Origin of the sequence: Sporolactobacillus sp. THM19-2 (genome assembly GCF_004153195.1) — a bacterium.
Classification (GTDB): Bacteria; Bacillota; Bacilli; order Bacillales; family Sporolactobacillaceae; genus Sporolactobacillus.
Genome location: NZ_SEMC01000001.1, coordinates 137,864 through 163,535 on the forward strand (window position 1 = coordinate 137,864; position 25,672 = coordinate 163,535).

A 25,672-nucleotide genomic window follows, 5' to 3' on the forward strand; every position below is an offset into this window, starting at 1 on the left:
GATACAGGACCGGCATCCATCCACAGGCAATACCGGGATTAGCTATGTCAATCGAAAATTCTCCCTGGATACAATCCTCCGTTATCTTGTAATATGGACGATGAAAGGGTGCGGGAAACATGAAAATATTGGGAATGGGAGGTGTAGCAAGAAAATGCCTTCTGGCGGCAGATCACGGATCAGAATGGCTGAAAACCGTGATTGCAAAAGAAACCCGTATCGACCGTGGTCATATTAACGCTTATGATTTAATTATATTATAAGAAAAAATAAAATGGAAACAGACAGCGTGCCTGGGGCCGGAAGAGCCCTGAAGGAGGAATAAATAAATGCACACATTGATTTGTTTTGGCGACAGTATTACAGCAGGATGGAACGGTTGCGAGGATACCCCGCGGCTGACTGACAGACTAAAAGCGGATCTTGGATGGGAAAGAATCATCAATGCCGGCGTGTCCGGTGACACCACCAGCGGGGCGATCAGAAGGATGGATAAGGATGTGCTCAGCCATGATTTTGAAAAAGCAACCATCCTTTTTGGTGCCAATGATTCTTCTTACCACAAAGGGATTCCCCTTGATCAGTTTACAGACCAGCTGAAGTGCATCGTGCAGGCCATTTCACCGGAACGATGCATTCTGCTGACGCCTTCTCCGATCATCGATGAAAGGCAGACAGGGAAAAGGACGAACAGCCGGATTGCCCTTTATGCTGAGGGAGTAAGAAGGGTTGCATCTGACAGGAAGGTGCCGTTGATTGATCTTCACCATGCGATGCGGGCTTACGGAGATTATACGGACAAGCTTCTCTCTGACGGACTGCATTTCTCAGATCGGGGCTATGATTTCCTTTCGGGATTGATCACGAAGAAAATTAATGAACTTGAGAAAAAAGGCTGAAACGGATGTTTTTCACAGGAAAATGGTGAAAAGACATTCATTTTTTCATCTTTTTTATCAAATTAAACGATTACATCTGCAATTTTACCGATTGCCGATGATTGTCCATACCAGATATGATAAGGATGCAGGAAGGATGAGGCATTCCTGAACTGCAGATACAGTCCGCGGCCGCAGACAGTCCGTTTTTCCTGATTGTGTTTCAGGATCATTCCGTAAAACAATTTAAATTTATTGGTGACTCTGCTGTTTGCTGGAGCAATGCTACTCACCAGAGGCGGGACGGCTTCGTTTTCGGAATTTGAGTGAACATGGGGAAATCACTCACGGGAAACCGGGGGCAGCCGGGAACGGAGCTGACCGCTATTACTGAAAAGGACAGGAATATGATCTGAAATCACTCGGGAGAATGCAGGCTGAAAAGCGGCATGCTGACCGAGAAGCGGGACTGTATATGCAATGAAAGAACGCGCTCAATCTCCTGCAGGATTGCAGGCCACAACACCATCAACGGGTCGGATTTTTCCAACCGGAACGGGGTACAGTTTTATTGCATGATTCTCCTCTCCTCACTTACTCATGAACGCAAAGAGCAGCTGCCTGAGCTGCTTTTTTGCGTTATGATGAACATATATAAATAGAGTGGGGAGGACTCATGATGAATCTTATTGCCGAACGGAGCATTCTTCCGGCTGTGAATCGCGTTAAAGATTTTGAAAAACTCATACATTCAACTGCTCAGACCATCATCGTGCTGGACAGCCATATTTCGCAGATCAGTTCACTTATTCAGATGGGAAAACGAAAAAAGAAACATATTTTCCTCCATGCCGATCTGATTCAGGGACTGAAAAGTGATGCCAGCGGAGCGGAATTCATCTGCCAGAACATCCGTCCTGCCGGTATTATTTCTACCCGTTCAAGCGTGCTTGAAATCGCCAAAAAGCGTGGCTATGTTACGGTCCTTCGTATCTTTCTGCTCGATTCACGATCCGTCGAAACCGGTTATCATCTGATGGAGCAGATTAACCCGGATATGGTCGAAGTTCTGCCGGGACTGGTTCCGGGGATGATCCGGGCGATCAGGGAAAAATTTGGGAAGCCTGTGATTGCCGGCGGACTGATTCGTACCCATGAGGAAGTTGAACAGGCCTTTCATTCCGGTGCTTCAGCCATATCCACATCAAATCAGTCCTTGTGGCCTTTTTTTAATGGCTGATAGTACAGTCTGCAATGATAAAAGTTACAAAAGAAGAATTATTTTGTGTCTTTTTATTGACAACGCTTACATTATCGCTTATGATTCTAAGTATCAAGTTCATGCTTCACGGAATGTTGAATCGGGTCTTCCACTACAAATCTGCTGCAGCCGGTATGCAGCAGAGGATGTTGTGGACTTTTTTTTGGTGTCCGGCCGCTGTGACCGAATAGATTCATTCCGAAACTGATTGATCGTGAGGGGGAAGAATGAATGTCAGGTTTTATGGGTGAACTGATCGGTACCATGATTTTAATTGTTTTAGGTGATGGCGTCTGTGCAGGGGTGAACTTGAAAAAATCATTTGCGAGAAATTCAGGATGGATCGTTATTTCATTCGGCTGGGGATTTGCTGTTGCTATCGGTGCTTACGCAGTCGGACAGTTCAGCGGTGCCCACCTGAATCCCGCGCTGACGCTGGGCCTTGCAGCGGCCGGATCTTTCCCCTGGCAGGAAGTCCCCGCTTACCTTGCCGGACAGATGATTGGCGGATTTCTTGGAGGTTGTATTGTTTTTCTTCATTATCTGCCCCACTGGAAAGAAACAGATGATCCCTCGGTGAAACTGGGCGTCTTCTGCACCGGACCGGCGATCCCGAGTCACTGGAGCAATCTGCTCAGTGAAGTGATCGGTACGTTCATCCTTGTTGTCGGTATTATGGCAATCGGTGCAAATGAGCTGGCCGACGGATTTAATCCGCTCCTGGTCGGTTTTCTGATTGTTGTGATCGGGATGGCTCTCGGCGGAACAACCGGTTATGCCATTAACCCTGCGCGAGATCTTGCACCGCGGCTCGCACATGCCCTGCTGCCCATTCCGGGTAAGGGCGGCTCCAACTGGGGCTATGCCTGGATTCCGGTTGTCGGTCCGATCATTGGCGGTGTATTCGGGGCCCTTTTCTATCAGACATTTTTTACCGGACAGATGACAGCGGCGTTCTGGGTTTTCGCTGCGATTACGCTGGCTGTTGTTATCCTGGCGCTGAAAGGTGAACATCAGCGGAAAGCGGGAAGCGTCCCGGAAGCACAGGAACCGGTTGCCTCCGGGCAAAACTGACCACTATCAGATGAACAGGAGGAGAAAAACAATGGGAAAGTTTATTTTAGCGCTGGACGAAGGAACGACAAGCGTCCGGGCGATGATATTTGATGATAAAGGACGAATTGTTCAAACCTCTCAGAAAGAATTTACGCAGTATTTCCCCAATCCGGGATGGGTTGAGCAGGACGCCAATGAAATCTGGGCATCCATTCTCGCGGTAATCGCCGATGCGCTGTCAACAAGTGAAATTGCTCCAAAAGAAATTGCCGGAATCGGGATCACGAATCAGCGAGAAACAGCAGTTGTCTGGGACCGCCATACCGGTCACCCCATCTATCATGCGATCGTCTGGCAGTCACGCCAGACAGCAGATATCTGCGGAGAACTGAAAGAAAAAGGTTATGAGCAAATGGTGCGTGATAAAACGGGCCTGCTGATTGACCCGTATTTCGCGGGGACGAAAGTAAAGTGGATTCTTGATCATGTCGAAGGATCAAGAGAAAAGGCGAAAAACGGTGACCTGCTTTTCGGTACGATCGATACCTGGCTGATCTGGAAACTGTCGGGCGGCAAAGCCCACGTGACCGACTACACGAATGCGTCACGTACTCTGATGTATAATATTTATGATCTGAAATGGGACGATGAACTGCTTGAAATGCTTGATATTCCGAAGCAAATGCTGCCGGAAGTGCATTCGTCTTCCGAAGTGTATGCACAGACGATCAGTTATCATTTCTTTGGCGAACATGTCCCGATTGCCGGTATCGCCGGAGATCAGCAGTCTGCCCTGTTCGGCCAGAACTGTTTTAAGCCGGGAATGGTCAAGAACACATACGGCACCGGCTGTTTTATGCTGATGAATACCGGAGAAACTGCCGTGAAATCAAAAAGCGGTCTCCTGACAACCATTGCCTGGGGCCTTAACGGTAAAGTCCACTACGCCCTGGAAGGCAGCATTTTCGTTGCAGGATCAGCCATCCAGTGGCTGAGAGACGGGATGAGGATGATCAAATCATCACCTGAAAGTGAAACCTACGCCGCCCGGGTCAGGACAACAGACGGGGTTTATCTTGTGCCTGCCTTTGTCGGACTGGGCACCCCTTACTGGGATTCAGACGCACGCGGAGCCGTATTCGGCCTGACGCGCGGCACGACTAAAGAGCATTTCATCCGGGCGGCACTGGAATCCCTTGCCTATCAGACAAAAGATGTGCTGAATGCGATGCAGGTTGATTCCGGCATCACATTAAACAAACTGCGTGCAGACGGCGGGGCATCGATGAATAATTTACTGATGCAGTTTCAGAGTGATATTCTCGGTGTTCCGGTTGAGCGGCCGACAAGCAGTGAAACAACGGCGCTTGGTGCAGCCTATCTGGCAGGACTCGCAGTGGGTGTCTGGGGCAGTCAGGATGAAATCGCCGACATATGGCAGCTGGGCAGAGATTTTCAGCCACAGATGGACGAAAAAACAAGAAACAGCCTGTATGCCGGGTGGAGCGCAGCTGTAAACGCTACGCGTGCTTTTAAACCGGCCGCTCAAGTGGCAAGTCCGGTAGCAGATTAACAGGAGTCAGTCATGACAAGTTCATAAAATGGCCATGGAGAAGGTGAGGACCGCTGCATGCCTGTGTACCACATACACAGGTGATGCTTGCGGTCCTCTTTTTTTGACGCAGTAGCATGTATGGATCTGATACTGGGATCAAACCGGTAATAATATGAAATATGATGAATCAGGAGGAATGTAACATGTCATTCTCAACTTTTGAAAGAAGTCATGATCTGGAGCAGATGGCGGCACAACCGCTTGATCTGTTCGTTATTGGAGGGGGCATCACAGGTGCTGGTATCGCACTGGATGCAACGGTCCGCGGCCTGCATACCGGTCTTGTGGATATGCAGGACTTTGCAGGAGGGACCTCCAGCCGTTCAACCAAACTGGTTCACGGCGGGTTGCGCTATCTCAAGCAGCTTGAAGTAAAAATTGTTGCTGAAGTGGGGAAGGAGCGCGCCATTGTTTATGAAAATGCACCCCACGTCACCCGTCCGGAAAAAATGCTGCTGCCGATCTATAAAAAAGGGACATTCGGCAGATTTTCAACATCCATGGGGCTGAAATTATATGATCATCTGGCCGGTGTCAAAAAGAGTGAGCGGCGGATCATGCTTGACCGCAACGAGACCCTGGAAAAAGAGCCACTGCTTAAAAAGGAAGGATTGATCGGCGGAGGATATTATGTAGAGTACCGGACAGATGACGCACGTCTGACGATCGAAGTCATGAAGGAAGCCGTCAGCCGCGGAGCGCGTGCCGTCAATTACGCCCGGGTGGAGGATCTGATTTACGATGCAGGCCATAAACTGACCGGCGTTCGCGTAAAGGACAGAATCACTAAAAAAAGCTACGCGATCTATGCAAAAAAAATCGTAAACGCAGCCGGGCCATGGGTGGATACCATCCGCGAGAAGGATCACTCAAAGAAAGGAAAACATCTGCATCTGACTAAAGGGGTGCACATCGTGATCAGTCATCAGCGTTTTCCGATGGATCAGTCGATTTACTTTGATACCACAAACGGGGATAAACGCATGATCTTTGTGATCCCGCGGGATGGAAAGGTCTACGCCGGAACGACTGATACCACTTATTCGGCCCGGCCGATTGATCCGAAACCAACCGCCGCAGACAGAGATTATATTCTTCATGCGATCAATGGGATGTTTCCAACGGTACACCTGACACCGGAAGATGTAGAATCGAGCTGGGCCGGCGTCCGGCCGCTGATTCAGGAAGAGGGCAAGTCACCGTCAGAAATATCGAGAAAAGATGAGATTTTCCTGTCTGATTCAGGTCTGATTTCTATAGCCGGAGGCAAACTGACCGGTTACCGGAAGATGGCAGAACGCGTTGTTGATGAAGTGACTGCTCAGCTTCACCGGGAGAATGGCCGCAACTACCCGGCCTGTGGAACCGTTCATACGCCCCTTTCCGGCGGCCATTTTGGAGGATCTGCTCATTTACCGGCATTTATCCGTGAGAAAACAGCGGAAGGGGTCCGTCTTGGCTTAACCGCCGATACAGCGTCGGAACTCGCGCACCGATACGGAACCAATGTTGATCTCCTCTATACTTTATTTAAGGGAAATGAATCGGAGGCCGAGAAGCGGCACCTGCCCCGGGAAATTCTGGCGATGATTGATTACTCTCTTCAGGATGAAAGGGTCTGCTCACCGGTCGACTTTTTCACGCGAAGAACAGGAAAAACGCTGTTTGATATTAAATGGGCGAAAAAATGGGCAGCCCCGGTGCTCGCCTGCATGGCGGAGAAACTGGACTGGAATGAGAAACAGCAGGACCATTATAAGCAGGAGCTGGAAACTGCGTTTGCAGAAGCAGAAATTCGAACGGAAAATGCCGGTTCGGATGAATTGGTCATCAGCTGAATCACAGACATTGCGCCCGGCCGCAACCGGGCATTTTTTTATGTGAGGCAGAAAAAATTTAAGGATGAGCGTATCCGGGCAACTGAGTTTCTGGCGATGTCAGGGACCTGTCGGAAGGCGAAACGGATTCCGGACCATTATGAAATAACCCGGCCGGCAGCCCGGGAATCATACCGTTTTTTTTTTCGTATACCGAAGAAGTGGTATACGTTTTTTTTGCCCGCTAAGCAAGTATAAAATGCTGTGATCAATGACGCGTGCGGGCAAATAAGGGTCAGCCGGGGTTGCGACTGGCCAGTCAGCAGTTTTTCTTCATGAATTTGCCCTGTATACCCTGCAGGGGTATAATAGCAATGAAAGGGGGAGAAGTATTGACCGACCACAACGATTGCCACTGCGCACCTGGGGATGAAGAACTGCGGATGCAGCCGGATAAATCTCCGGCACAGCCAAGAACCTCAGAAGAAAAGCAGAAAATCATTAACCGTCTGAAAAGAGCGGAAGGTCAGATACGCGGCCTCCAGAAAATGGTTGAAGAAGACAGATATTGTGTTGACATACTGATCCAGCTTTCTGCCGTCCAGGCTGCACTGAAGAAAATTGGCTTTTCAGTACTGGAACGCCATACAAAATCCTGTGTCTATCGGGCGATCGATGAGGGACATGGATCAGAGCAGATTGACGAATTGCTTAAGGTACTGAAACAGTTCTATAAATAGAGTAAAAAGGTGTAGATCATGAAGAAAGAAATGACTATCGGGGTAACCGGAATGACCTGTGCTGCCTGCTCCAGCCGGATCGAGAAAGTACTCAACAGGATGGACGGGATCAATGCCAACGTCAATCTGGCGATGGAAAGTGCAAGGGTGACAGTGGATGAAGACAAAGTCACACTTGATGAAATCATCGAGAAAATTGAAAAACTGGGATACGGTGTCAGAAAGAAACGTCTGGACATGGCGATCAGCGGAATGACCTGTGCCGCCTGCGCTGCGCGGATCGAGAAGGGATTAGCACGTATGCCGGGCGTTACATCTGCACAGGTTAATCTGGCAACAGAGTCGGGAACCGTAAATTATATCCCGGGATTTGCAGAGCCGGACACTATTTTTGAAAAGGTCGGGAAACTGGGTTACAAAGCTGTTCCTGAGGCAGATACGGGCGATGACGACCGGATAAAAGAATTAAAAAAGAAACGGAATAAAGTCATATTATCCACGGTACTCTCTCTCCCGTTATTGTATACCATGGTGGTTCATCTGCCTTTTGCCACAGGCCTGCCGGTACCGGCGCTTCTGATGAACCCATGGTTTCAGTTTCTGCTGGCCAGTATTGTCCAGTTTTATATCGGCTGGCCTTTTTACCGCGGGGCTTATCGTGCACTGGTAAACAAAAGTGCCAATATGGACGTGCTGGTGGCAACAGGGACAAGCGCCGCCTATTTTTACAGTGTGGAGGAGACAATCCTCTATCAGTTTTCCGGGCTGATGCATCCGGCACTGTATTTTGAGACAAGTGCGATTCTGATCACGCTGGTTCATCTGGGAAAGTATTTTGAGGCGCGGGCGAAAAGACGCACTACCGACGCGATCCGTGAATTGACGGGCCTGCAGGCCAAAGAGGCCACGTTGATCAGGAACGGTTCAGAAAAAAAGGTGCCCATTGAACAGGTTATCCCCGGCAATCTGCTGAAAGTCAGACCGGGTGAAAAAATTCCGGTTGACGGCATGGTAACTGAGGGCACTTCGTCTGTTGACGAATCGATGATTACCGGTGAATCGATTCCTGTAACGAAAAGGAATGGTGACCGGGTGATCGGCGCGACCATGAATACGAACGGGGTACTGGTCATGAGGGCAGATAAAGTCGGAAAAGACACCATGCTTGCCGGTATTGTCCGGATTGTGGAGGAAGCTCAGGGTTCGAAAGCGCCGATACAGAGACTGGCGGATAATATTTCCGGCATTTTTGTCCCTGTCGTTTTATCGATTGCCGCACTGGTCTTTGTTGTCTGGATTTCAGTTGTGGGACCGGGAGAACTGGCGCCTGCTCTTTCTGCAGCAATCAGCGTCCTCGTGATTGCCTGCCCATGCGCACTCGGGCTTGCTACACCAACCTCGATCATGGTTGGGACAGGTAAGGGTGCTGAAGCCGGCATTTTGTTTAAAGGCGGAGAATTTCTCGAAACCGCACAGAATCTCCAGTCCGTTATGCTGGATAAAACAGGTACGATAACGAACGGTAAACCCGCGGTGACCGATCTCTTTACTTTTGGCGAGTTGGATCGTCAGTCGATCATCCAAATGGTGGTATGCGCAGAAAGCTCTAGTGAGCATCCTTTGGGCCAGGCCATTGTGGCGTTCGAGAAAGAAAAAGGGATACATGAAATGCCCTCGGTCGAGGACTTTGAAGCCCGGTCAGGTTACGGCATAAGTGCACGGGTGGATGACCGGAAGGTGGTCATCGGAACCCGGCGCCTGATGAAGCAGGAAAAGGTTTCGTTCCGGCCGGCTGCTGAAAAAGCCAGACAGCTTGAAAATGATGGAAAAACCGTCATGTTTGTCTCAATTGACGGCCAGCTCTCAGCGATCATCGCTGTTGCCGATACATTGAAACCCTCATCGAAAAAAGCGATAGCAGAACTGAAAGCACGTGGGACAGGCGTTTACATGATTACGGGAGACAATGAACGGACAGCACTGGCGATTGCCCGGAAGGCGGGGATCGATCATGTTTATGCTGAAGTTCTTCCTGGAGAAAAGGCTGATAAGGTACGAGAACTTCAGAAGCAGGGACTCAAGGTCGCGATGGTAGGGGACGGGATTAATGATGCCCCTGCACTGGCTGTCGCTGATATCGGTATGGCCATTGGAACCGGAACAGACGTTGCGATAGAAGCAGCCGATGTGACCCTTGTCGGAGGCGACCTGACTCATGTGGCCAAAGCGCTTGATCTGAGCAGGAAAACGATGCAGAATATCCGTCAGAATCTGTTCTGGGCACTGTTTTATAATGCGATAGGCATACCCGTTGCTGCCCTCGGTCTTCTCGCACCATGGGTAGCAGGTGCCGCCATGGCCTTCAGTTCTGTATCCGTCGTCGCAAACAGTCTGAGACTGAAAAGCTTGAAGATCTGATCCGTTGTTTTATCCCATGACCCATTAAAGGAGGTGAGTATGATGGCAGAAAGAACACTTGAAGTCAAAGGGATGAGCTGCGGACACTGCAAAAAGGCTGTGTCCGGAGCACTGAAAGATCTCGAAGGCGTTTCATCAGCTAATGTTGATCTGAAATCCGGAAAGGTCTATGTTCAATATGATGATGCCAAAGTTGGTTTTGATCAGATGAAGTCAGCGGTTGAAGATCAGGGCTATGATGTTGTTAAATAAAGGGAAGCTTCAGTCAGTGGGGGTTTTTCAGGCGCGCAGGACGTGCCCGTGCAGGTAAGAATAAATGAAGGTGCAAGACCGGGTCAGTTCAACAGGCCCGGTTTTTTTGTTTCGTTAAGCCATGTTCCTCTTCATATTACTGAAGCGAAAGAGGCGCGACCCTCCATTCGATCGATCATAAGTGTAAACGCGACCATGGATACAGGCTTATTTATGGCGATACCGATCGGTAATTATTATAATAGACCATGAGAAAGCGGAAACAAAAGCTGTGGGAGGAGAGTTTATGGCATCTGCAAAAAGGTTAAAAAAACAGTCACGAATCAGAGAGAGGCTTGCAGAGATTGTCGGTACGGAAAACGTCGACGCATCCACAAGCGGCAGGCTTGTTTATTCTTATGACGCCACACCAAATTATCAGTCGCTTCCGGATTTTGTAGTCTCTCCGAGATCTGCAGAAGAGACGGCACAGGTTCTGAAACTCTGTAATGACACAGGAACGCCTGTTTATTCGAGAGGTTCCGGTACGAACCTGTGTGCGGATACGTGTCCCGCAAAAGGAGGCGTCGTCCTGCTTCTGAAGCACCTGAACAAGATTCTTGAGATTGACAGAGAGAATCTGACGATTACAGTTCAGCCCGGTGTCATCACAAAGACCATCAGTGAAACGGTTGAGAGGGAAGGGCTATTTTATCCGCCGGATCCCAGTTCGATGAAAATCTCAACAATCGGCGGAAATATCAGTGAAAATTCAGGAGGACTTCGCGGCCTGAAATATGGAGTCACAAGGGATTATGTCATGGCTCTGCAGGTTGCACTGCCAAATGGAGAACTGATCCGTACGGGAGGCAAACTGACAAAAGATGTCGCCGGCTACGACCTGACGCGCCTGTTTGTTGGATCGGAGGGCACGCTGGGTGTGATTACTGAAGCCACACTGAAACTGATTCCCAAACCTGAATCCAAAAAGACGATTCTGGCGCTGTATCAGGATATTGAGTCGGCCGGCCGGTCGGTCTCTGCTATTATCGCTCATAAAATGATACCGGTTACACTCGAGTTCCTTGATCAGGATACGCTGCGGGCGGTTGAAGACTTCGCGCACATCGGACTTCCGACAGAAGCCAAAGCGATCCTGTTGATCGTACAGGATGGTCCTGAAGAGATCGTTGAGCGCGATATTCAGAAAATCGCCGAAATTTGCCGCAGTGAACATGCTGTTGATGTACGCCTTGCCGCGTCTGATGAAGAAGCTGAACAACTTGCCACGGCCAGACGTACAGCGCTGAGTGCCCTGGCCCGGCTTAAACCGACGACGATTCTGGAAGATGCAACCGTTCCCAGGTCGGAAATTGCGAAGATGGTGCGTGCGATAACTGATATTGCAGAGAAATATCAGGTGCGTATTTCAACCTTCGGGCATGCCGGGGACGGTAATCTGCATCCTACCTGCCTGACTGACGCGCGGAACCATGAAGAAATGCAGCGCGTGGAAAAGGCTTTTGCAGCGATATTTGAAAAGGCCATTGAACTCGGCGGGACATTAACCGGAGAGCATGGAATCGGCATGACCAAAGCGCCTTATTTAAAGTGGAAACTGGGAGAGACCGGGATCAGCATCATGAAAGGCATAAAAAAGGCGATAGATCCGAACGGCATCATGAATCCAGGGAAAGTATTCGCTGAAAATAGTGTAGAAAGAACGAGTGTAGAAAGAGCGGTGGCTGCAGAATGATGACCACATCTGATAAGAAGAAAATTCAGCAGGATTTTAAAGAAAACATGGACTATGACGAGTTGTTGAACTGCATGCGCTGCGGGTTTTGTCTGCCCTCCTGTCCGACATATATAGAAACCGGTCATCAGGAGAAATACTCACCGCGTGGACGGATTGCTTTGATGAAAGGGATCACGGACGGTGTGGTTGAGCCGGATGAAGATATTGCCCACTCACTTGATCTGTGTCTCGGGTGCCGGGCATGTGAGCCGGTTTGCCCATCTGGTGTTCAGTACGGACATCTGCTGGCGGATGCCCGTACCATTCTCCAGCATCACAAAAAACAATCTGTTCCGGTGAAAATGGTGCGCAAGGGGATATTTAATGGCCTTTTCCCGCATCAGGACCGTGTGGAGAAAGCAACAGGACTGCTTGGCTTCTACCAGCGCAGTGGACTGGAGAAGGTCGGACGAAAGATTGGCTTTATGAACCTTTTCCCGAAGAGTATGGCTGCAATGGAAAAAATCCTGCCTCAGGCTCCGAAGCGCCGTGAGATAAAAGCACGTCCACGATATTTTGCACATGATGGGGAGAAGAAAGCAACCGTGGCCCTGTTTACCGGTTGCCTGATGGATACCATCTTCTTTAAAACCAATAACGCAACGATCAAATTGCTGCAAAAAGCCGGCTGTGATGTGGTCATACCGGAAAATCAGCTGTGCTGTGGGGCTTTGAATGGACACAATGGTGAGATGGAAAAGGCAAGGGAGATGGCAAAACAGAATATTGAGGCATTTGAGAAATCAGATGCAGATTATATTATCACGAATGCAGGAGGATGCAGTGCCTTTCTGATTGAATATGACCATTTACTTAAGGATGAACCGGAATGGGCGAAACGGGCAAAGCACTTTGTCACTAAACTGAAAGATATTTCCGCCATTCTGGTTGATCTTGATTTTCAGAAAACACATCGCCTGCGCCTGCCTGAACAGACCATCACCTATCAGGATTCCTGCCATCTGCGCAATGTCATGCACACATTCCGTGAGCCGAGAATGCTCCTTCAGTCGATTGAAGGCGCACATTTTGTAGAAATGGAGGGTGCGGACACCTGCTGTGGATCAGCCGGTGATTATAATATTGTCCAGCCTGAAATGGCGATGCAAATCCTTGATCATAAAATGGAGAAGGTGGAAAAAACAGCAGCAAAGACCATTGTCACCGCTAATCCGGGCTGCCTGCTTGAGATGAAACTGGGTGTCGACCGTGCGGGGAAAAGCGGAAAAGTCCGTGCTGTTCACATCGCCGACCTGCTGCTGGAAGCTGTAGATTAGAAGCAGATCACTCATATCAATTCCGCTGATAAGGAATGGGAGGTCCTCCCATTCTGTTTTTTTTACCTAAAAAGATAAATGGTACAGGAAAACAAAACCCCTGGCGGCGTCTGCGATTTGCCACCGGGCAGGGTAGCTCATCTGGAATCAGCCAGACTTTGCAGTAGGAGGGCGAACGCTCCCCCGGTTTCAATCCAGGATCCTGCAGTAATCCACGAATTGACTTCATTGAGCGCTGCACCGCTTTCCAGCTGCCTGTTTCGTCCGAGTGCCTGAACAAAATGTCCTGTGGCCAGCATCATGGTTCCGATCCATGAACCGGGGCTTTCCCAGGTGCCCCGGTCCGTAAGAAAAATCAGGGCGCCAACAACATCCCTCAGGTTGCTGGAAAGAGCCTGTCTGATTAATAAGATATTATCCTCAATATCCTGGAGAAGACTGAATGCGAAAACCCCATACCCAATCATGTTCAGCATGAGGACTTCTTCGTATAAAACAGGATTTTCCTGCGCATTCATCTGATCGAGTATCAGGGCGCCCCCGCCTGTCTGAATGAGGCTTCCCGAATAGATCAGCTGATCCTGCGTCGTACTGCTAAAACAAAAGCCGGGTGTTTTGCCGAGTGAACTCATGACTTTCCCAATCGTCAGTGATGCAAATCCGATCTTTCTTTTTATTGCTGCATTCCATTCCTCCACGGTCATCTCCACCTGTATTCTGGCAGTTATAACAGGCTATTCAGCAGTCGTGACAAATGACCGGGCATCACTATATATCATGGGAATGTGGACCGGATTTGCCGGGCAAGTTCAAGATAATAGTCCGGATCTCTTTTGACAAAGGTCTCAAGCTGCCGCGCTGTATGCCAGGCCCGATTATACATAGAGGGCGTGATAATGCCGGACTCAAGGGCTTCATTCAGTTCATTTTCATCTACAAGATAGCATTTATGGTCCGGGAAGAGGATCAGATCCAGGTAAAGGTCATCGAACCACAGGATACCGTCCATCCCCCGCCCGCGGCGATTAATCACATCGAAATAACACTGAACAAGCTGGTGGTGATGATTGAACATCACGGTTAACACAAAGTCAGAGGTTTCATCCGGAAACAGCTGCAGCCACGAATATCCCCGGTCCACTGTTTTCGTCCGAACCCCTTCATATAATACAGACAATGGAGCTTTAACGGCATCAAACTGAATCAATACCGCCTCGCCGTGAAAGTCCGGCCACATAAAGATTTTCCTGTATATCCGGCTCTTGATGATTCTTCTCCAGCCTCGTCGATCTGCGTATTTTCGTTTCATCCTGTCCATCTTCACTCTGCATCACCTTCTGCTCTCCTATTTTACCGTAAATGAACTATATTTAGAAAGAAAGCGGTCAGAAAGAAGGTGACTGACAGACTCAGGTTTCCATCTTGGCGCCCGGTGATAAGGAAATCCCTGCCGCTGGCAAGTTGTGGATCTTTTACTCCGGTCGGCATGAAGCATAAACAATAGCTTAGACAAAAAGAACAGGCCATCCCTGTAAAAAAGGGATCAGGCCCGTTTTCGAAACAGGCGCCTCAGTGTGTCAGAACAGAAGCAGGCGCCTCAATATACGCAATATAATTTTCGGCTTCTTTTTCTAATGTCGCATCATCGTGAAAGGTGGCTTCATACGCGATAAACGGAGGAAGGAAAATCCCTCCGCATTCGAGAACGGCGCCACGGAAGGGGAGTAAGTATTCACCTGCTGTAAAAAAGTTGTCTCCGCCGGCTTGATAAGACTTTTCGGAGCTCCCTGTTGTTACAGCGACAATAAATTCTTTTCCCTTTAATTTATTCCCGCCCGGACCATAGGCCCAGCCAAAGGTCAGCACATCATCCAGCCATTTTTTCAATAACGGCGGGCAACTGTACCAGTAAAATGGAAATTGAAAAACAATGCGATCATTGTTCAGCAGAAGTTCCTGCTCTTTTGATACATCAATCTGCCAGGTCGGATAGGTGCGGTAGAGGAGATGCATATCAATTTCCGGATGTTCTTTAAGCTTTTCGGCAAACATCCGGTTGGCATGAGATTTTTCAAGATCAGGGTGTGCAAGGATAACCAAAGTTTTCAAAACCGGAGACCTCCCTTAGAATGAATGATATCGTTTTCATTCTGAAGGCAGGGACCAACTCTGTCAATGACATGCCCTGAACTTTCCCCATTCGTCATCATATTGTCACAGGAGGCAGGGTGAAGTTCTTTAAAAGAGAGATCATGATCGGGCAGAAATGGGCTGCTCAATCAATGACAGGAAGTATTCGTGTCTCTTTCTTCATTTCGGAGTGGCAAAGAGGGCAGGTCGGATGGCTGTCAAATGAATAGGCCTCTCTCATCCATCCTGAACAAGAATCATTTGTACACGTCCAGACTTCCGTTTCTGCTTCAGGAACCGGTTCCTGAGGGTTTCTGTTAAATCCCATAGAATTAAATCCCCTTTCCTGTTCATTCTTCTATTATACCCCAATAGAGGTCATAGTTAAAAGTAAAACACGTCAGCCGGTGAACGCATCACCTGGAAATCCCTGTTTGTGTGATATTTACTGACACTTTGCAGTGAAACGTGGCATGGGCATACCGCTCGTGCCAGGACTTGCCATCGAAATGATACGTAAAGCTCCTGACTGTATCCCCAATCCGCAGCGGATCAACCCCTTTCTTCTGGAGGCGGGTGAACAGATCTTCAGCCTTTTGCTGCATATGCCGTTCCAGTTTTCTCTCCGTTACATCCGCGCTATGTTTACTGATCGATCCTGGATAGGCCTGTCTGACCTGTCCGATCATTTTCACGTGAGCATAGATGTCAGGTGACCTGCTGTTTCCGTTTCTGACCCGATAACGTACTGTGGTATGCACGTTACGAATGGCAACGTGTTTATCCGGTTCATATTCGAAGTCATAAACGCCCTGGTTAAAGTTCTCATAGAGCATTTTAAAAATAAAGACATCATTTCCGCGTATTTTCATCACATACTTGTCATGATTAAATAACGCCAGGCCGCGCAGCTCCAGATGATCCCCGTTTCTTCTGATAAGTGGAATGACAGGATCCATAAAGGCGCCATAATAACTGTACAGGACCCTATTCATATTAATGTCCGGATAGTTCTGCTGCATATTCTGTAGAATCAGATCCTGCGCATAACGTGAGATCGGGATCTGCGTCTGATAGTTATCATAAGTCAGCAGATCTTTCGTGCTTCCTTCAACAATGGCGACGGTTAAGTCGTGCGGGGCATCCGGATCGCGGTTCAGAAAGTCGAACTGTTTACTCAGGCCGTTTCTGGCTAAGGCCGTATCATAAAGAAAGATCCTGACTTTACTGATTTTAAGCATGCGCTGCCCTTCCGGCTGAAAATGGGACACAAGCGATTTGCCGTCATAGGTCACCCCGGAAATTGAACGCATCATAGAAGCGGTTGTCGGAAGGCCGGCTCCTGCACCTCCGGGATTACCGGGCTCAATATAACTGGGCATGGTGACGGTTCCCATCACCTTTCCACCGCCTAAATAATCTGTTCCTTCTGCTTCAACCATCAGGATATCATCAATAATGTTCGTCGGTATACAGCCGGAAAGGCATATCAGAATGATGAGGATAATGGCGGTGAACTGTATTTTCATGAAGAAGATCGCCTCACTTTTGAAATCAGCCATTGATACAGAAAAAGAAGGGGGATATAAAGGTAAACAATGAAGAAGCCGGTCCGATCATACAGGAGATTCATCCATTTGACCTGCTGGCCGTTGCGAATCATCATGGTGCAGGCCGTCAGGGCAATCAGGACAGGAATCAGGGCATATTTCTGCTTAAATACCGGGATGATCTGTTTTATCCCTCTGGATAAGATCCAGGCGCTCATGCTCACACTCGGAATCAGAAGCCAGACGATAAAAACGATGTGAATCATGTCGACATGTTCGAGCAGGGGAAAAGTGATGCTCTTCCAAAGGGAAACTGTCGGCCAGATGTTGACATCCAGCTGGCCCGGGCTGAAAAAGGCAATACCGACGATCATCAGAATGATATACAGATACAGAGTTGTGAGCAGACTGAAAAAGGCAAATTTTCCAGTGAGTTCCGGCCTTTTGATGAAAGGATAAAAGTAAAGAATGAGTTCATAGCCAAGAAAAATACCGTTCGTATCATAGGCAGACGCAAGGAGGGACATGGGATGATGATCAAAGACCGGCATCAGATTGGAAAAATGAAGCTGAGGCACGGCGAATGCCGTGGACAGATAGACCGGAATCATATAAATAAAGCTCAGAAAACAAACCCCTCCGACTGTCCGGATCCCGCCTTTAACAATGTACCAGATCAGCAGACAGAAAGGAGCGGAAAAGGAAATAAGTGACAACTGAGGGAAAATCCAGACTTGCAGGATTTCAAGATAGCTTCTCAGAAACACCACAGCAAACAGAAAAATATGAGCCATCATCACAATATTCAGCGTATGCCCCAGCCATTTTCCGAAAAGGCGCCTGTGCATGGAAAATAAATCCGCACGTCCGTACTGACGCTCATTCTCCAGCAGGCGGAGTATGAGCCACATCAGGACAAGTGAAGCCAGCCCGCCAATCAGAATGGCGAGCCATGCATCCTGTCCACTGTGATGGGACGCGATCTGCTGATAAGATAAAAGGCCGATGCCGACTTGCATCGTGTGGGGGATAAAAAACCCAGACATCGGGCCAAGCTGATGTGTTTCACTGATTGTACCGCTCATAACAGAGCCTCCATTGCATGACTATCATTCGTCAATATCGGGAATGTTTTTCCCCTTTTTACGGTGTGTCCGGGTACGGTTCATACGCATGGCATCACCGGGACGGAGCAGCATGGGACGAACGTTCTGATGGTTTAACGGCAGCCGGATAAAAGAGTCTTTCAGATCGGTCACGCGAAGTGGATAAATCGGCTCCAGATAAGGTCGTCCCAGTGAGGTCATCCTCAGAAGATGTCCGACACAGACAGAGAAACAGAGGGCAATGCCTAACAGACCGAATATCTGCGCAGATATAATAAACGGGAAGCGGATAAAGCGGATGGTGGTCGCCATCCGGTAATTGGGCGTGATGAACGCGGCAAGCGCCGACATCGCAACAATAATCAACAGAATATTGCTCGTCAGGCCGGCCTGGACGGTAGCAGTTCCGACCACGATACCCCCAACGATACCGATCGTCTGTCCGACCTTGGTCGGCAGTCGGGCTCCGGCTTCCCGCAGCAGTTCAATCATGGTCTCGAGTATCAGGACCTCCACGATCGGGTCAAAAGGCACCGAGCTCCGGGAACTGATCAGTGAACCCAGGAGGTCTTTAGGGATCAGCTGGTAATGGTAGGTCAGAAGGGCCACATACACAGAAGATGAGAGGATGGAAATGGCCACAGCGAACAGACGCAGCAGACGATAGGCAGAGGCAAGCTGCCACGGCAGGTAGTAATCGTCAAAGGCGATAAAAAATTCAACAATCGTTGAAGGAAGGATCAGGGCATTCGGTGAGCCGTCCGCCAGAACGGCAATCTTCCCTTCATATAATGCGGCAGCTGCACGGTCCGGCCGTTCTGTATCGATAAACTGCGGAAAGATGGAGGCATTATTATCCCGAATATTCAATTCGAGAGCGGTTGTGTCTGCTAAATTGGCCACCTCAAGGTCGGCGATCCGCTGTTTCACCGTATTGACATTTTCCTCATTCGCAATTCCCTGAATATAGATAACAGAAACACGGGTCCGTGATAACTTGCCGACACGGATGTGCTGCACCGTCAGCTGCGGAATCGGAACCCTTTTTCTGATCAGGTTGGTATTTTTATCAAGCGATTCGACGAACGATTCCTTCGGTCCGATGATACTCGATTCTATTTGTGATAGTGAAACCTGCCGGCCTTCAACTTTTACTGATGGGATCACCAGACAATCCGAATCCCTTTCACCCGCCTGGATAATGAGATACCCTTCGAGCAGCCTGTTCCGGACGATGGACGGATCTTTTGTCCGGATCATTTTTTCAGCGGGCAGATGTGTCTGTACATCAGTCAGATTTTTAATCTTATCACTGTACAGGTGAGGCAGGATGTCACGGTGGACATTTTCCACGTCAATAAGTGTGTCAAAAAAAGAAATCCAGCAGCTGAACTGCATGCCTTTATGCTGAAAACGGATAAAATCAGGCTGATCCTTCAGTTGCCTGAACAGATCGGAGACGGTTTTTGCCTGATATTCACTGTCTGTTTCCGCCATTCGTTTTTTTCCCCACTTCCTGAACATACGCATCACCTTGATTCAACCTTTTTTTCCTTTTTTCTTTGACTTCTTTTCTTTCTCTTTCATTTCGTAGCGACTGGATTCGATATAGATCACAATGAGTGGAACAATGGCGAACCAGGCAAACAGGGCGTACATCATCATCTCAGAAAAAAGCTGGATTCTGAAGAATACACTGACAAAGAAAACAAACAGTAAAACAAAAAAACTGAGAAACAGCCATACACTGAGCATTGGGATACCCTCAATATGTATAAAAGTTTAAAACAGGTCGCGCTCTGAATGATTTCAAGGGTAGCGTGCCCGGGAACAGGAAAAATATTCAGGCGGGGACAGACTTTCCATTTTCCCCTCAGCTGTGGTAAAGTGGAATTTGGAAACTGGCGGTCTGTGGCCGCCATAAACTTCATGTAAATGCAGAACTGGAAGGAATCTGACATGAAATCGGCGTGGAAAGTGATTAAAGAGCAGATCAGCAGTGTTTATCTGATCAGCAGGCTCTCGCTTTATGAATTAAAAAGCGAAAATAATAATAACTATTTAGGCATGCTCTGGATCGTCATTAATCCGATGATACAGATTTTTATTTACTGGCTTGTGTTCGGTGTCATTTTGAATCGCGGGGGGATCGTCGAAAACGGGGTAGAAATGCCTTATGTGATCTGGCTGATGAGCGGTATCCTGGTCTGGTTTTTCCTGCAGCCATCAGTCATTCAGGGGTCCCGTTCGATTTATTCGCGGATTCGCTTCATCGCAAAGATGAATTTTCCCATGAGTACCATTCCCAGTTACGTGATTTTTGAAAAATTTTATCAGCACCTGATTCTGACGGTAATTATTATTGCAATTTTGCAGTTCACTCCGTATAAGATCAGCCTGTACCTGATCCAGTTGCCCTATTTCATGGTCGCGTCACTGATACTGCTGTTTTCAATTTCTCTTGTGACATCGACGATCTCAACCATTGTCCGTGATTTTCATCAAATACTGATTTCGCTGATGCGTATGATGTTTTATCTGACGCCTATTCTCTGGGAACCGGCGTTGCTTTCGGGGGTACCGGAATTTCTGAAAAACATCCTGCTGCTGAATCCGATGTATTACCTCGTACAGGGGTACCGGGCTTCTCTTCTCGGACTGTCGTGGTACGGTGCAGAGCATTACCTGTACACTCTGTACTTCTGGGGATTCGTCTTCATTGTGTTCCTGATCGGTTCGGCTATCCATGTGAAATTCAGAGATCATTTTGTAGACTATTTGTAAGGTGGAACGAATATGGGTAAATCGGTGATTGTCAGCCATGTCTCAAAAAAATATAAAATGTTCAAAAGAAATTCGGAAAAAATCCTTGATCTGCTGCTGCCAAAAGGATATGGTCCGTCATTCTATGCTTTGCAGGACATCAGCTTCGACGCGAATGATGGGGATGTCGTCGGAATCATTGGTGTGAACGGGTCAGGGAAATCAACACTTTCAAATATTATCGCCGGAGTCATCCCCCCCACTGAAGGGACGGTCACGGTGAATGGTGAAGCAGCACTGATTGCTATCCAGTCGGGATTAAAGGGTGAGCTGACCGGCAGAGAAAATATAGAGCTTAAATGTCTGATGCTGGGGTTCAACAAAAAAGAAATAAAAGAGCTTACTCCCCGGATCATTGAGTTTGCCGATATAGGAGATTTTATTGAACAGCCGGTGAAAACTTACTCCAGCGGGATGCGATCCCGTCTCGGATTTGCCATTTCCATTCATATTGATCCTGATATTCTGGTCATCGATGAAGCTCTGTCTGTCGGCGATCAGACCTTTGCTGACAAATGCCTGAAAAAGATGAACGAGTTTAAGCAAAAGGGAAAGACGATCTTTTTTATCAGTCATTCGATTGGACAGATGAAAAGGTTCTGTGAAAAGGCACTCTGGGTTCAATATGGACAAGTTCAGGATTACGGTCTGATGAAAGACGTGATGCCGAAATATGAACAGTTTATCCGCGATTACAAAAAGATGTCTGAAGAGGAAAGACGGGCTTTCCAGGAAAAAGTGAGGATGAGAAGGATGAGCCCCGTCTGAGGCGGGTGATAGCCGGAGAAGTTTTTTTCTGAACCTTTTTCCGAAAAGATTTTATATTTTCTTACACGGTCAGTATCGTGTACGTACAACCAGGGCCGGCGATGTGGCTTACGGGTCGCCCGCAACAGGCGGACGTCCTGAAGTAAAAAAACAGACAGGATTAACCGCGCCAGAAATAAAAGAAAAGACCGCGTTGTCGCACGCGGCTTTAAATAAAAGTATTTGGGGGATTAGTACTCTTATCATACCCTCTCATACAAGAGTGAAAACCACATTTCAATGATAAATGTCTCTTTTTTTACAAAAGCACATCTTTTTTCCCGGTTTTGTTGTATAGTATAAATGTAAGCGTTTTAATTCGTTTAAAATATATCTCGGCTGGCTAAAATAGAGAGAATGAAAGCCCAGGCATGTCAGATTGAAGGAGGAGAAAAGCCGGTCAGGTAGAGGGTCAACGCTTGCTTACGACCGGTGTAAGAAAATGAATCAAATAAATTTATTAAGGACGGCAGTAGAAACGCGGAAGAAACATCTGATCAGGCTGCTCGAGCAGCATCATGTGACAAAGGAATCCGGGAAGCTGGACCAGTGGACCCTGTCCGAACTGGAGAATGAATGGAAAAGCTATCTGGAACTGCAGAAAAAAGATACTGGCTGACAAACGCGCCGTACCCGAATCATACCGGGTTACGGCGCGTGTTTCCTTGTTCATGATTTTGTATGCTGTTATCGACTGACGGGTCCGGCAGAACGGATGCTGTCTGATGCTTCCGGAAAATGGCGGAAATTTTCATTGAATTTTCCGGCGAGCTCCCGAGCCGTCTGATCATAAGCGGCCGGATCTTCCCAGGTGTTTTTCGGCATCAGAATCTCATCCGGAACACCGGGGCAATGGGCAGGGACATGCAGACCGAATACAGGATCCGTGACTGTTTCCGCGCTGGCAAATGTACCTGCCAGTGCAGCTTCGATCATTTTTCGTGTATAGGCAAGTTTCATGCGGCTGCCTGTTTTATAGGGGCCGCCCGTCCAGCCGGTGTTGACAAGATAAGCGCTTACATTGTGCTGCTTAATTAATTTGCCGAGAAGTTCAGCATACACGGAGGCGGGAAGCGGCATGAACGGTGCACCGAAGCAGGTGGAGAAGGTCGCTTCAGGGTCTGTTATCCCTCTTTCTGTTCCGGCAAGTTTACTTGTGTAACCGGACAGAAACTGGTACATCGCCTGTTCAGGAGTCAGCAGGCTGATTGGCGGGAGAACGCCGAAAGCATCTGCTGTCAGAAAGATAATCGCACTCGGGTGACCGCCGATACTGGGGAACAGAGCGTGGTCCACATGGTGCAGATCATAGGCTGCACGAGTGTTCTCTGTTAAGGAGTTATCATCATAATCAGGCACTCGCCGATCGTCAAGAATGACATTTTCAAGTACGGTTCCAAATTGAATGCTGTTAAAGATCTGCGGCTCTTTTTCTTTTGACAGATGAATGGTTTTGGCGTAGCAGCCGCCTTCAATATTAAATACACCCTGTTCCGACCAACCGTGCTCGTCATCGCCAATCAGAGCACGTCCGGAAACATTTGATAAAGTGGTTTTGCCTGTTCCCGAGAGGCCGAAGAAGAGGGCGACTCTGCCGTCTGAGCCCTGATTGGCAGAGCAATGCATCGACATGATCCCGTGCTGTGGGAGCAAATAGTTCATGACTGTGAAAATGGATTTCTTGATTTCTCCGCCGTATTCGGTACCGCCAATCAGGACGATGCGGTGTGTAAAAGAAATAATAATGAAGGCCTCAGAACGCGTGCCATCAGTGGCAGGATCCGCTTTACATCCTGGAGCTGAGAATATCGTGAATCCTGGATGAAAGTCCTGCAGCTCTTCCTGTGACGGGGTAATAAATAATTGCCGGCTGAACAGATTCTGCCAGGCATATTCGTTAACCACCTGAATGGGCAGTCTGTTCTTTGGATCAGCCCCGGCAAATCCATGAAAAACAAAACGTTCTGGTTGTTTGTTCAAATAGGTAACGATTTTTTTGTACAGTCCGAGAAAAACAGATTCGCTGATTTCCTGATTTCGCTTCCAGTCAATTTTATTCACTGTTGTCTTATCTTTGACAAAAAATTTGTCTTTAGGTGAGCGACCGGTGTATTTTCCAGTGGTTACAGCGAATGCCCCCTTGTCCGTTAAAGCGCCTTCATTTCTGGCAAGCGCTTTCTCCATAAGCTCAGGTGCGGAAAGGTCTACAAAGGTTTTTCCCGATGTGAATAATTTAGTGATGGACGTTTTCAAAACGGTGGCATTCATCACAAACATCCCTTTCATTTATGAATTTCTTTCGACGAATCAAGTATATCACACTGACATTTAATAAAATATTGTTTTCACAAATTATGGGCCATAAATCGTGAAAAATTTCTCTAATAGCCAAAAGAATTGCCATTTATGAAAACAGATGAGGCTTTGTTACCCTGCAGGTACGTTCTGCCGATTCACTGATGACTGGAGACCGCTTTTTCAATATTGACACATGTTATTTCCGGCGGTATTATAATAGTTATACTATGGCTGCTCTTATTCCGAGCAGGCGGAGGGACAGGCCCGATGAAGCCCGGCAACCGGCCGCGTACGGCACGGTGCTAACCTGCAGGAAGTTCTCCTGATCAATAAGAGGCAAGTTAAAGAGTCGCCTAATCCTTTATACAGGACCGGGCTTTTTTCATGCCTTGAAAACAAAAAGCAAACGGGATCGGGTACCGTAAATACAATATGGGATATAATGTTGAAAAGGCAGGGTGAATGAAATGAAGAAGAAGGATTCTCGAAGGCTGTTCACTTCCGAATCGGTGACAGAAGGACATCCGGACAAAATCTGCGATCAGATCTCAGATGCCATCCTTGATGAATTGCTGCGCGGAGATCCAAATGCGCGGGTGGCCTGCGAAACAGTGGTTAATACGGGTCTGGTCCTGGTGACGGGAGAAATTTCAACTTCAACTTATGTAGATATACCTAAAGTAGTTCGCAGGACGATACAGGATATTGGCTATACGGATGCGAAGTATGGATTTGATGCCTCAAATTGTGCCATCCTGACTTCAATTGAAGAGCAGTCTGCCGACATTGCTCAGGGCGTTAACCGGGCACTGGAAGCGCGGGAGGGAAAGATGACGGACGACGAAATTGAGGCGATCGGGGCAGGTGATCAGGGCATGATGTTCGGCTTTGCAGTCAATGAAACACCGGAACTGATGCCGCTGCCGATATCTATTGCTCATAAACTGGCGAAAAGGCTGGCGGATGTGCGCAAGAGCGGAGAAGTGCCTTATTTACGTCCTGACGGAAAAACTCAGGTGACGGTTGAATACGATGAAGCGGGTCACCCTGCACGAGTCGATACGATTGTCGTCTCGACGCAGCATGATCCCGAAGCCACGGAGGAACAGATTAAAAAGGATGTACAGGAACATGTGATCCGTCCTGTTGTTCCGGCCGGACTGATAGACGAACAAACCAGATTCTTAATTAACCCGACCGGGCGATTCGTCATTGGCGGTCCCCAGGGTGACGCGGGATTAACCGGACGTAAAATCATCGTCGACACGTATGGCGGATACGCGCACCACGGAGGGGGCGCTTTTTCAGGAAAAGACGCAACAAAAGTGGATCGTTCAGCCTCTTATGCCGCCCGATATGTGGCTAAAAATATTGTGGCGGCGGGACTTGCGGGCAAATGCGAAGTGCAGCTTGCTTATGCGATCGGAGTCGCTGAACCGGTTTCCATTTCCGTGGATACGTTCGGGACAGGTGTGACCTCAGAAGCAAGTCTTGTGGATCTGATCCGCAGGAACTTTGATCTCAGACCGGCCGGCATTATTAAGATGCTCGACCTCCGCCGGCCGATTTATCTTCAGACGGCTGCATACGGACACTTTGGACGTACTGATATAGATCTGCCGTGGGAGAAAACGGATAAAGCTGCCTTACTGAAGCAGCAGATTTTTTCCGGCGATCCGGCAAACGGGAAATAAATCAGCTTAGTTACCAGGAAAACCGTTCCTGTTATCCGGCAGGAACGGTTTTTGTCTTGCTGTCACGTGATATACCGGGTTGATGTCGCGTATAATAGGTCATAAGATCATGTCGCAGGATTGTCAGATTCTGATTTGTTTTTTCGACAGGCACAGCATGGACATGCCGAAAG

Annotated in this window: 24 protein-coding genes and 1 riboswitch; of the genes, 15 read left to right on the forward strand and 9 right to left on the reverse strand. The window is 48.2% G+C overall.

Annotated features, from left to right (window positions below; all coding sequences use genetic code 11):
* Positions 1 to 119: 119 nt before the first annotated feature.
* The 11 genes from EWH91_RS14375 (at position 120) to EWH91_RS00645 (ending at position 13,091) form a co-directional block, all read left to right on the forward strand.
* The gene (locus tag EWH91_RS14375) at positions 120 to 263 is read left to right on the forward strand and encodes a hypothetical protein (protein ID WP_165364200.1); all 144 of its coding nucleotides are present in this window, start codon (positions 120 to 122) and stop codon (positions 261 to 263) included.
* 66 nt (positions 264 to 329) lie between these two features.
* Positions 330 to 899 carry a GDSL-type esterase/lipase family protein gene (locus tag EWH91_RS00600; protein ID WP_129928045.1) on the forward strand — a complete coding sequence of 190 codons (570 nt, stop codon included), beginning with the start codon at positions 330 to 332 and terminating at the stop codon, positions 897 to 899.
* Between the two features lie 658 nt (positions 900 to 1,557).
* On the forward strand, positions 1,558 to 2,118 hold the full coding sequence (locus tag EWH91_RS00605) for a glycerol-3-phosphate responsive antiterminator (RefSeq protein WP_129928046.1): 561 nt from the start codon (positions 1,558 to 1,560) through the stop codon (positions 2,116 to 2,118).
* Between the two features lie 252 nt (positions 2,119 to 2,370).
* A complete protein-coding gene (locus tag EWH91_RS00610; RefSeq protein ID WP_129928047.1) occupies positions 2,371 to 3,213 on the forward strand; it encodes an MIP/aquaporin family protein in 843 nt (280 codons plus the stop codon).
* A gap of 31 nt (positions 3,214 to 3,244) precedes the next feature.
* The gene (gene glpK / locus EWH91_RS00615; RefSeq protein WP_129928048.1) at positions 3,245 to 4,768 is read left to right on the forward strand and encodes a glycerol kinase GlpK; all 1,524 of its coding nucleotides are present in this window, start codon (positions 3,245 to 3,247) and stop codon (positions 4,766 to 4,768) included.
* A 185-nt stretch (positions 4,769 to 4,953) separates the two neighbouring features.
* A complete protein-coding gene (locus EWH91_RS00620) occupies positions 4,954 to 6,648 on the forward strand; it encodes a glycerol-3-phosphate dehydrogenase/oxidase (RefSeq protein WP_129928049.1) in 1,695 nt (564 codons plus the stop codon).
* A 422-nt stretch (positions 6,649 to 7,070) separates the two neighbouring features.
* Positions 7,071 to 7,367 carry a metal-sensitive transcriptional regulator gene (locus tag EWH91_RS00625; protein WP_206184246.1) on the forward strand — a complete coding sequence of 99 codons (297 nt, stop codon included), beginning with the start codon at positions 7,071 to 7,073 and terminating at the stop codon, positions 7,365 to 7,367.
* An 18-nt stretch (positions 7,368 to 7,385) separates the two neighbouring features.
* Complete coding sequence (locus EWH91_RS00630) at positions 7,386 to 9,785, forward strand: heavy metal translocating P-type ATPase (RefSeq protein ID WP_129928050.1); 2,400 nt, start codon at positions 7,386 to 7,388, stop codon at positions 9,783 to 9,785.
* Between the two features lie 42 nt (positions 9,786 to 9,827).
* Complete coding sequence (gene copZ, locus EWH91_RS00635) at positions 9,828 to 10,037, forward strand: copper chaperone CopZ (RefSeq protein WP_129928051.1); 210 nt, start codon at positions 9,828 to 9,830, stop codon at positions 10,035 to 10,037.
* Positions 10,038 to 10,323: 286 nt separating this feature from the next.
* Positions 10,324 to 11,772, forward strand: coding sequence for a glycolate oxidase subunit GlcD (glcD, locus tag EWH91_RS00640; RefSeq protein WP_129928052.1), 1,449 nt, complete (start codon positions 10,324 to 10,326; stop codon positions 11,770 to 11,772).
* The gene (locus EWH91_RS00645) at positions 11,772 to 13,091 is read left to right on the forward strand and encodes a (Fe-S)-binding protein (RefSeq protein WP_165364209.1); all 1,320 of its coding nucleotides are present in this window, start codon (positions 11,772 to 11,774) and stop codon (positions 13,089 to 13,091) included. The genes glcD and EWH91_RS00645 overlap by 1 nt, the downstream gene beginning before the upstream one ends.
* Positions 13,092 to 13,228: 137 nt before the next feature.
* Here the strand turns inward: EWH91_RS00645 and EWH91_RS00650 are convergent, their stop codons facing one another.
* The 8 genes from EWH91_RS00650 to EWH91_RS00685 all read right to left on the reverse strand — a co-directional run bounded on the left by EWH91_RS00650 (position 13,229) and on the right by EWH91_RS00685 (position 19,632).
* Positions 13,229 to 13,789 carry a DUF6944 family repetitive protein gene (locus tag EWH91_RS00650; protein WP_129928054.1) on the reverse strand — a complete coding sequence of 187 codons (561 nt, stop codon included), beginning with the start codon at positions 13,787 to 13,789 and terminating at the stop codon, positions 13,229 to 13,231.
* A gap of 77 nt (positions 13,790 to 13,866) precedes the next feature.
* Positions 13,867 to 14,409: a ribonuclease FAU-1 family protein gene (locus EWH91_RS00655; RefSeq protein WP_240697225.1), complete on the reverse strand. Its 543-nt coding sequence runs from the start codon at positions 14,407 to 14,409 to the stop codon at positions 13,867 to 13,869.
* 251 nt (positions 14,410 to 14,660) lie between these two features.
* Positions 14,661 to 15,200, reverse strand: coding sequence for an NAD(P)H-dependent oxidoreductase (locus EWH91_RS00660; RefSeq protein WP_129928056.1), 540 nt, complete (start codon positions 15,198 to 15,200; stop codon positions 14,661 to 14,663).
* A 166-nt stretch (positions 15,201 to 15,366) separates the two neighbouring features.
* Complete coding sequence (locus tag EWH91_RS00665; RefSeq protein WP_129928057.1) at positions 15,367 to 15,549, reverse strand: cold-shock protein; 183 nt, start codon at positions 15,547 to 15,549, stop codon at positions 15,367 to 15,369.
* 88 nt (positions 15,550 to 15,637) lie between these two features.
* Positions 15,638 to 16,750, reverse strand: coding sequence for a Ger(x)C family spore germination protein (locus EWH91_RS00670; RefSeq protein ID WP_129928058.1), 1,113 nt, complete (start codon positions 16,748 to 16,750; stop codon positions 15,638 to 15,640).
* Positions 16,747 to 17,856 (reverse strand): GerAB/ArcD/ProY family transporter, encoded by a 1,110-nt coding sequence (locus EWH91_RS00675; protein ID WP_129928059.1) that lies wholly within the window; start codon positions 17,854 to 17,856, stop codon positions 16,747 to 16,749. Before EWH91_RS00675 ends, EWH91_RS00670 begins: the two co-directional genes overlap by 4 nt.
* Before the next feature lie 24 nt (positions 17,857 to 17,880).
* Positions 17,881 to 19,374, reverse strand: coding sequence for a spore germination protein (locus EWH91_RS00680; protein WP_240697215.1), 1,494 nt, complete (start codon positions 19,372 to 19,374; stop codon positions 17,881 to 17,883).
* 42 nt (positions 19,375 to 19,416) lie between these two features.
* Positions 19,417 to 19,632, reverse strand: coding sequence for a hypothetical protein (locus EWH91_RS00685; RefSeq protein ID WP_129928060.1), 216 nt, complete (start codon positions 19,630 to 19,632; stop codon positions 19,417 to 19,419).
* A 204-nt stretch (positions 19,633 to 19,836) separates the two neighbouring features.
* On the opposite strand from EWH91_RS00685, the gene EWH91_RS00690 reads away from it, so the two are divergent.
* The 3 genes from EWH91_RS00690 to EWH91_RS00700 all read left to right on the forward strand — a co-directional run bounded on the left by EWH91_RS00690 (position 19,837) and on the right by EWH91_RS00700 (position 22,126).
* Positions 19,837 to 20,661 carry an ABC transporter permease gene (locus EWH91_RS00690; RefSeq protein WP_129928061.1) on the forward strand — a complete coding sequence of 275 codons (825 nt, stop codon included), beginning with the start codon at positions 19,837 to 19,839 and terminating at the stop codon, positions 20,659 to 20,661.
* Between the two features lie 12 nt (positions 20,662 to 20,673).
* On the forward strand, positions 20,674 to 21,468 hold the full coding sequence (gene tagH / locus EWH91_RS00695) for a teichoic acids export ABC transporter ATP-binding subunit TagH (RefSeq protein ID WP_129928062.1): 795 nt from the start codon (positions 20,674 to 20,676) through the stop codon (positions 21,466 to 21,468).
* 481 nt (positions 21,469 to 21,949) lie between these two features.
* Positions 21,950 to 22,126 carry a Fur-regulated basic protein FbpA gene (locus tag EWH91_RS00700; RefSeq protein WP_129928063.1) on the forward strand — a complete coding sequence of 59 codons (177 nt, stop codon included), beginning with the start codon at positions 21,950 to 21,952 and terminating at the stop codon, positions 22,124 to 22,126.
* A 68-nt stretch (positions 22,127 to 22,194) separates the two neighbouring features.
* Here EWH91_RS00700 and pckA read toward each other — a convergent pair whose 3' ends face one another.
* Positions 22,195 to 23,775 carry a phosphoenolpyruvate carboxykinase (ATP) gene (gene pckA, locus EWH91_RS00705; protein WP_129928064.1) on the reverse strand — a complete coding sequence of 527 codons (1,581 nt, stop codon included), beginning with the start codon at positions 23,773 to 23,775 and terminating at the stop codon, positions 22,195 to 22,197.
* Between the two features lie 264 nt (positions 23,776 to 24,039).
* Positions 24,040 to 24,141, forward strand: a riboswitch (SAM riboswitch).
* Between the two features lie 131 nt (positions 24,142 to 24,272).
* Here pckA and metK point away from each other — a divergent pair.
* Complete coding sequence (gene metK / locus EWH91_RS00710; protein ID WP_129928065.1) at positions 24,273 to 25,499, forward strand: methionine adenosyltransferase; 1,227 nt, start codon at positions 24,273 to 24,275, stop codon at positions 25,497 to 25,499.
* Positions 25,500 to 25,672: the final 173 nt, after the last annotated feature.